This is a genomic window from Brevibacterium sp. LAARM3_SD1 (assembly GCF_057364765.1).
Map to the genome: position 1 here is coordinate 1 of NZ_JBNFOL010000061.1, position 7588 is coordinate 7588.

At 64.9% G+C, this 7588-nt stretch carries 8 protein-coding genes and 1 other RNA gene; 1 reads left to right on the top strand and 8 read right to left on the bottom strand.

Features of this window, described 5'->3' with window-relative positions; genetic code table 11:
- Nucleotides 1-374 precede the first annotated feature (374 nt).
- Nucleotides 375-2051 (top strand): thiamine pyrophosphate-binding protein, encoded by a 1677-nt coding sequence (locus AC2W7L_RS18280; protein ID WP_486005602.1) that lies wholly within the window; start codon nt 375-377, stop codon nt 2049-2051.
- Here AC2W7L_RS18280 and AC2W7L_RS18285 read toward each other — a convergent pair.
- From AC2W7L_RS18285 to smpB, 8 genes are all read right to left on the bottom strand, one after another.
- Nucleotides 2032-3096 (bottom strand): DUF418 domain-containing protein, encoded by a 1065-nt coding sequence (locus tag AC2W7L_RS18285; RefSeq protein ID WP_486005603.1) that lies wholly within the window; start codon nt 3094-3096, stop codon nt 2032-2034. The genes AC2W7L_RS18280 and AC2W7L_RS18285 overlap by 20 nt on opposite strands.
- A gap of 102 nt (nt 3097-3198) precedes the next feature.
- Nucleotides 3199-3363 carry a response regulator transcription factor gene (locus AC2W7L_RS18290; RefSeq protein ID WP_486005604.1) on the bottom strand — a complete coding sequence of 55 codons (165 nt, stop codon included), beginning with the start codon at nt 3361-3363 and terminating at the stop codon, nt 3199-3201.
- Nucleotides 3300-3836 (bottom strand): response regulator, encoded by a 537-nt coding sequence (locus AC2W7L_RS18295; protein WP_486005605.1) that lies wholly within the window; start codon nt 3834-3836, stop codon nt 3300-3302. The genes AC2W7L_RS18290 and AC2W7L_RS18295 overlap by 64 nt, the downstream gene beginning before the upstream one ends.
- Entirely contained in the window at nt 3833-4987 is a 1155-nt protein-coding gene (locus AC2W7L_RS18300; RefSeq protein ID WP_486005606.1) for a sensor histidine kinase, read from the bottom strand. The genes AC2W7L_RS18295 and AC2W7L_RS18300 overlap by 4 nt, the downstream gene beginning before the upstream one ends.
- Nucleotides 4988-5018: 31 nt before the next feature.
- Nucleotides 5019-5588 (bottom strand): hypothetical protein, encoded by a 570-nt coding sequence (locus AC2W7L_RS18305; RefSeq protein ID WP_486005607.1) that lies wholly within the window; start codon nt 5586-5588, stop codon nt 5019-5021.
- A 223-nt stretch (nt 5589-5811) separates the two neighbouring features.
- Nucleotides 5812-6165, bottom strand: coding sequence for an SdpI family protein (locus AC2W7L_RS18310; protein ID WP_486005608.1), 354 nt, complete (start codon nt 6163-6165; stop codon nt 5812-5814).
- Nucleotides 6166-6363: 198 nt separating this feature from the next.
- Nucleotides 6364-6741: a transfer-messenger RNA gene (gene ssrA, locus AC2W7L_RS18315) on the bottom strand.
- Between the two features lie 222 nt (nt 6742-6963).
- Nucleotides 6964-7434, bottom strand: coding sequence for an SsrA-binding protein SmpB (gene smpB / locus AC2W7L_RS18320; RefSeq protein WP_062243535.1), 471 nt, complete (start codon nt 7432-7434; stop codon nt 6964-6966).
- Nucleotides 7435-7588 lie beyond the last annotated feature (154 nt).

Sequence of the window (7588 nt, forward strand, 5' to 3'; positions counted from 1 at the left end):
ACGAGGACATCGTTCGAGTCAGTAGTTCTGAGGGTCATGATGATCAATGGGACGGTCAGTTCCTACTCTGCCAGCCAGTCCCAGACCAGCCACCATCAATACTCACAGTAGTTCTGGGGCGTCGGGACGGCACCCGACTTGGTGCCTCATGCCACAGTCACCTATATTCGAAGAGTCAGGCTGAGCCGTCCTCAACAACGCCGGGAATCGGCGAACGGGGCGAGCGCACATCAGCCGGTGTCCGAAAAAGGGGCACGAAGCCGCCGGGCCGGCGCTCGACTGAGACGCAGCGCCCGAACTCGCCACAGAGGCCGAGTCAGCGTGTGAGACATATATGGATCGAACTTCCATATCTCATTCGCGAAAGGCCAGCCATGGCTCATACCTCCGCGCACGTCGCGCACACCCTTGCCGCCCACATCGACGAGGTCTTCGGCCTCATGGGCAACGGCAACGCCTACTTCCTCGACGCCCTGCTGCGTGACACCTCGGCGACGTACACCGCCGTCCGCCACGAAGCCGGTGCCGTCGTCGCCGCCGATGCCCATTTCCGCACCTCCGGGCGGATCGCCGCAGCCACCACGACCTATGGTGCCGGGTTCACGAATACACTCACCGCCCTCGCCGAGGCGGCCCAAGCCAGAGTGCCCCTCGTCCTCGTCGTCGGGGATGAGCCCACATCCGGTCCCCGTCCGTGGGACGTCGACCAGATCGCCATGGCCTCTGCCGTCGGTGTGCGCACCTACACCGTCGGCCGGGTCGACGCAGCAGCGGCAACCGTGACCGCTATCGAGCATGCCCTCACCTACCGAGTGCCCGTCGTGCTCGCCATCCCCTACGACGTCGCAACGCTCGAGATCGGTGAGATTCCGAACGTCCCCGGTCCCAGCCGTCCCTCGCCTCTGGCTCCGACCGGAGAGTTCGCTCATGCTGCCCTTGATCGCCTCGCGGCCGATCTCGCCGGTGCAGAACGTCCGCTGCTGCTCGCCGGCCGCGGAGCCTGGTTGGCCGGTGCCGAGTCCGAGCTCGGGGAACTCGTCGACCTCACGGGTGCGCTGACCGTGACGACCGCGCTGGGTCGCAATATCTTCCCGGCCACCGAATACGACCTGGGCGTCGCCGGCGGCTTCGGCGCTCCGGCGGCGATGGAACGCGTCCGCGAAGCCGATGTGGCCGTGGTCTTCGGTGCCTCACTCAACCAGTTCACCATGCGTTTCGGGGAGCTCTTCGCCCCCTCGACGACGGTGTGGCAGATCGACACCGACGAACGCGCTACGAATGCTCGAGTCGGCGGTTTCGTCCGAGCAGACGCGAGACTTGCCGCGGCTGAGCTTGTGGAGCGGCTGAAGGCGGGCAGCGTTGACAGTACTGGGAGTTCGGATAGCGCCACCCCGCGCTGGCACGATTCCGTCGACACCACTGCCGACCGTACCTACGTTGTCGGGTCGGAGCTCGCCGAGGATGGTCGGCTCGATCCGCGTGCGGCGGCGAACCGCCTCGGCGAGGTTCTGCCCGAGGATCGGGTCGTCGTCTCCGACGGCGGACATTTCATCGCCTGGGCGAACATGTTCTGGGAGCCCAGCGCACCCGACCGATTCGCGATGGTCGGCACCGCCTTCCAATCGATCGGGCTCGGCTGGCACAGCGTCGCGGGAGCCGCCCGTGCGAACCCGGACTCGACGATCGTGCTGACCAGCGGCGATGGCGGCGGAGCAATGGCTCTGTCCGACCTCGATACCGCGATCCGGGTGGCCGCAGGTCGCGGGATGGCTGTGATCTTCAACGATGCGGCCTACGGTGCCGAGGTCAACCTATACGGGCTCAAAGGACTGGAGAAGTCGCCCATGCTCATCGACGAGATCGATTTCGCGGCCCTGGCGACGGCCGCCGGCGGACACGGAGTCGCTGTGCGGTCCCTGAACGATCTCGCCGTCGTCGAGGAGTGGAAGACTCGTCCGGTTGACGAACGGCCGTTCCTGCTCCTCGATCTGCGGATCTCCGGCGAGGTCATCGCGCCGTACCAAGAAGAGGTCATTCGCGTGAACTCGTGAGCGCACTCGGCTGCTCGCGGCGCTGGTTTCGGTGCATCGCCGAAAGTTTCGCCCGACCCCAGGTGACGAGTCGCCACAGTTTCTCCAGCGGTCCCTGTCCGAAGCGGCGCAGCCACAGTGTTGAGACGATGATCTGAACGATGATGATCGCAACGCAGATGACGAGGCCGGCGACGTATCCGCCGTGGTCGTCGAACCGGGCGAGGTCGGGCATTGCCATCCACACGGCCACGAGGATGAGGGTCGCACCGATATAGTTGCTCAGCGCCATCCGCCCCAGTGGTGCGAACACGGATCGGAGGACCGCCTCGGCGGGGGTGCGCAGGAGCAGCAGGACGACGACGATATAGGTCAGCGCCATGGTCAGGCCCAGTCCGGCGTTGATCCATCCGTTGATCTGGCGGGTGAGGTAGTCCGTGCAGGCGAAACCGACGATGGTGATCGCCAAGGTAAACGCCCCGACGATCGCCACGCGACCCGGATGTCTGAGCACCGTGCGGAGGAATCCGCTGCCGCCGATAGCGAAGCCGAGCAGGAACAATCCGGGGATGACTGCCATTCCGCCACCGGTGACCACTCCGGCGATGAGCAGGATGACGCCGAGGACGGAGACGGTGACGGTCCGCCACCGGTCGGTGATCCACGTGGCCGGCAGCAGGAACACGATTCCTGCGAGTGCATACGGCAGCAGGGCTTCACCCGGTTGGAGGAGCTGGTGCAGACCGCCGAGGATGCCGAGGAAAGCGAACCTGCGCAGCAGGGCCAGGCGCGGCCGGGGGCTGCGATCGCGGGCGGTCAGCCACATGAGTCCGAACCCGATTCCGAAGAGGAACGAGAAGATCGGGAAGAACCGGTTCTGCACGAAGTCTTGGTAGAAGCGATAGAAGCCGAGGGCCCCGCCGTCGACGCTGAGTCCGAACATCGGCGGCAGGTTGACCAGCAGAATCCCGCACAGGGCGAAACCGCGAACGATGTCGAGTTCGGCGATGCGGGTCCGGGCGCTGGGAGGCGATGAGGGGTGAGTTTGAGCCTGTATCTCTGTCATGACGTCCATCCTTCCCGGATCAGACACCTGACACATCGGCCGTGCAGTCGAGAATCGGCGGACGGGGTCGGCCATTCGGCTGATCCTGGACGGTCGCGCGACTCAGCCGTTGGAGTTCATGACGCCCGATTCCCACATGCGGGCGGCGATCTCGACGCGGTTGCGGGCGTCGAGTCGCGTCTGGATGCTGCCCAAATGGGTCTTCACTGTGCCGAGTGAGATGAACAGTTCGGCGCAGATCTCCTGGTTCGTCCGCCCCACGGCCACGAGCTTCGCGATCTCGGTCTCCCGGTCGCTGAGGCGGTCGACGCGCGCGTCTCAGTCTGAGGTGCGGCGGTGCGCCGTTTGAGCAGGTCGAGGGTGAGCGAAGGCGAGATGAGCGCATCGCCGTTCGCGGCCGCCCTCACACCGGCGATCAGGAGGTCGGCGCCTGCGTCCTTGAGCAGGAACCCACTGGCTCCCCCGGCGAGAGCGGCATCGACGTAATCGTCATCGTCGAAGGTCGTGACCATGATGACCTGCGAGTACGGAGTCAGCCGCGGAAGCGCAGCCAAACCGTCGAGGCGCGGCATGCGGATATCGAGAAGGACGACATCGGGCTGTTCGCGTTTGACCAGATCGATCGCCTCGACCCCGTCGGCGGCTTGTCCGATGACGCGGATATCGGCTTCGGCGTCGAGGATGAGTGAGAATCCCATCCGCACCATCTCCTGGTCGTCGACGACGGCGACGCTGATCATCGGTTCTCCCCTGTTCGATCGTTGTCCTGCGGGTTGAGCGGCAGTCGCGTGGTCACGCTCCACCCTCCCCTGGGCTCGGGTCTCGCCTCGATCCTTCCGCCGAGGTGGCCCACCCTCACCCGCAGACTGCTCAGTCCTGTACCGCTTCCGGCGCCGATCCCGCCGGTGCCAGGGCCGTTGGTCACGGTCATGAGCAGTGCGCCTGAGTCGGTCGTGACGGTGACCGTCACCGGGGCATCTGCACCGGCGTGACGGCGCACGTTCGTCAGGGATTCGACGAGCACACGGTCGAGGACGGGCCAGACCGGGGCGGCCACCTCGGTGGGGGTGTCGATCGTGATCGTTGCAGTACAACCAAATGTCGCGACCCGGTCGCGCAGGGCCTGCGGACCGGCAGCGACCGGGGTGCGGGACGCAGACCCCAGGCCAGGATCGGACGCCGCCTCTGCAGTGGTAGCCGACGAGGCAACGGTGCGGGTGTCGCCGCGGGCATCGGAGACGAGGCGACGGATCTCCTCGAGCGCGCGGGTCCCCGATTGTTCGATCTTGGTCAGGGCCGTCGTCCTCAGATCCGGGTTGTCACTGCGGACGGCAGCCTGGGCGAGGACGACGATTCCGGTCACCTCGTGGGCGATGAGGTCGTGGAGTTCGGTGGCGATGCGACGTCGTTCCGCCTCGGTGGCGGTGGCCTGCCGTTCGATGAGGGTGCGGTCGTTCGACCGCATCATCATACCGATCGCGATCGCGGCGATGACCAGGCCGAACACCATGACAGCAAAGATCAAACCGTCGGCCATGGCCAGGGGGCAGACGATGTTCGCGACTGCGAGGACGATGATGGACGCGATGCTCAGTCGGCCCGAGGATGCGCGCGTGAGCATCGCCAGCGCCACCAGGCTCAGCCATAGGGTCGTCAGACTCAACGTGGCGGCGGCGACAGCCAGGGCAAGACCGACGAGGAGGCCGAGGACCGCCCATTCCAGTCGTGCGGACCGGCCCGGGCGCAGCTGGGACCGGATGAGGATGGGCAGGCCGACCGCGACGGCGATGATGTTGCCGAGGACCAGTGACCACCCGCTGCCGATGAGCAGTTCGAGGGCGAAGGTCAGCGGAACGGGGACCAGCCACAGCCAGGTGAGGAGTCGTCTCATTTGCTCACAGTCTAGTCAGCCCGGGTGCGGATCAGCCGCAGTTCGCATCCGCGTATTCGATCTCGACGATGACTCCGTCGTCGCCGGCGCTGACGGCCCGAACCTCGGCGGTCCGGGGCAGAGTCATGCTGCTGTGCTGCTGTCCGTTCGCGAGCACGTCGAGGCGGGTGCCGTCGTCGCCGTTGTCGGTGCGGGCGGAAAAGGTCACCTTGTTACCGTCGATGGTGGCCGCCTCGGTGTAGGAGTCATCCGGATTCTTCACCGGGCTGACCTGGCCGGATGGGTAATCGACGGTGATGAAGCGGGTGAGCCGGTCGGCGTGGCCGTCGACGAGGTGGTGGACGAGGACCTGGTCCTTGTTCGTCCCCTTCGCGGGTGCGAGGTCGACGTAGCTGAGGTCGGCGGTGTGCTGTGCTGCATAGAGCAGGTAGGGACGGCCATGGACGTCGATCGTGTCGGGGGTGATCGCGCAGCCGTCCAGGTAGTCGGCGACGTCTGCTTCGAGCACGACTTTTGCACGCTGTTCGGCGATGATGAGTCCGCCGATGAGTGCGATGAGGATGATGGCGATGGTGCCGAGCGCGATGAGTGCCTTCTTCATGGGTGATGGGTGTCCTTGTCGGATCGAGGTGCGCAGTCACCGTACTGGGCCGCGGTTTCGTGGCCGGCAGGTGACTGCTGTCTGACTCCCTCGATCCTTCCGGTTTCGGGCAGGCGGAACCTCGGCCGAATGGCTGATCGTGCTCGGCCGAGTGGCCGGAAAAGTGTCTGTCTGGTGGGCGGGTCGCGGGCGGACGTGTCGTCGCCGGACTGCGGACTGTCGGTCAGTCGGCTGCGGGCCGCACCGCGCGGTTGGCAGTCATCCAGACTCGGATGAAGAGGCCGAGGATGAGCAGCCACCCCGAGACCGCGAGAACATCTCCGACTGCTTTCGGCCAGGCAAAGGATTCAACACCCAAGAGCGCAAGTGCGAACCCGATCGCGATGATGCTGATTGTGCTGAGCATGGGGATAGCCGCACGGTGGCCCGACCGCCACGCAGCATCGGACCTCATCGTCTGTGCCGACCGGATTCCGATCGCACGATTACGGGGCAGGCGATCGCTGCGGATGACCTGCACGAGGACGACGCAGACAACGGCGAATACGAGGTAGCCGATCAACGGCGGATAGAACATCGGTGCCGGTCTCCTCTCGGAACTCGGATCCACCGTATCGCACTGGTAGTTGAACTCAACGGAGGACGAAGGGACAGGTGGGAGGGGAACTGTTTGGCCGCCTCGGCGAGGGTGTCCTTTCGACGGGGCGACGTTGCTTGTCCGGGGGCTTTCGGACAGCGAAAAGCCCCGGATCCTTGCGGAATCCGGGGCTGTGACACGTGGAGATGGCGGGAATCGAACCCGCGTCCGTCGGCAGATTGTCAGGACTTCTCCGGGCGCAGTTCGTGAAGTAGTGTCTTAGGTTCTGGCTATCGCACGAACACGTAAGCCAACGAACGGAGTTGAGTGAAAGTCCCTCAGGCACCCCCAACATGTGCCTGAAGCAGTGGCCTCTTAAACGACGCCAGGATCTAGAGCAGAGGCAACTCTAGGCTGACGGATTCGCAGCTCGCGCTCTATCAGGCAGCGAGGGCGAAATCGGTGCGGTTGTTAGACTTAGCACCTATTGTTTTGCAGAGGACATTAACGAGATGACTCTGCATTCTCGGCCCGCTTCTCCCGACGCAGTGTCCAACGTCGAAACCGATCATCCCCATATTCTGTTACCAAACTTGATCAGCGATTTCATCCGCCGAGGCGGCTGCTGGCGCTGATCAGATACTCCAGCATACTCGTAGAACACACACCGAGCCAATTGCATTCCCTGAGCTCCGCAACCGTTCAACCGCACATGTTCGGATGCGCTCCGGCCGCCTCGGCGAGGGAGGCGAGAGACGGTGGAGATGGCGGGAATCGACCCCGCGCACCGGCCGACCCTTACAGGTACTGCTTGGACTTCATCGCGCGTTCGGCTTCGCGCTTGTCCTGCGCCTCGCGCAGAGCCTGACGCTTATCCCATTCGCGCTTGCCCTTGGCCAGGGCGATCTCGACCTTGACGCGTGAACCGTCGAAGTAGAGCTCGAGCGGGACCAGGGTCCGGCCGGATTCCTTGACCTTCTGCGAGATCCTCAGGATCTCCTCGCGGTGGAGCAGCAGCTTGCGGCGGCGCCTGGCCGAATGGTTCGTCCACGTCCCCTGGAGGTATTCGGGAATATAGACGTTCTCCAGCCAGGCCTCATTCTGGAAGATGAGGGCGAAGCCGTCGGTGAGCGAGGCGCGGCCTTCGCGCAGCGATTTCACCTCGGTGCCGGTGAGTACGAGTCCGGCTTCCCACGTGTCTTCGATGTGATAGTCGTGGCGTGCCTTGCGATTCCTCGCAATGACTTTCTTGCCTGTGTCCTTCGGCATGACCGGCCTCCTCTCTGCTTCCGATCACCTGTGCACGCGTTTGCGGGCACAGCCATCAATTCTATCCCATCGGCCGCCTTCCGCACGCCCGTCCCCTCCCAGAACTACCCGACGGCGGCCCAGCAACCTGGCGCGAGGTTGCTGGGCCGCCGTC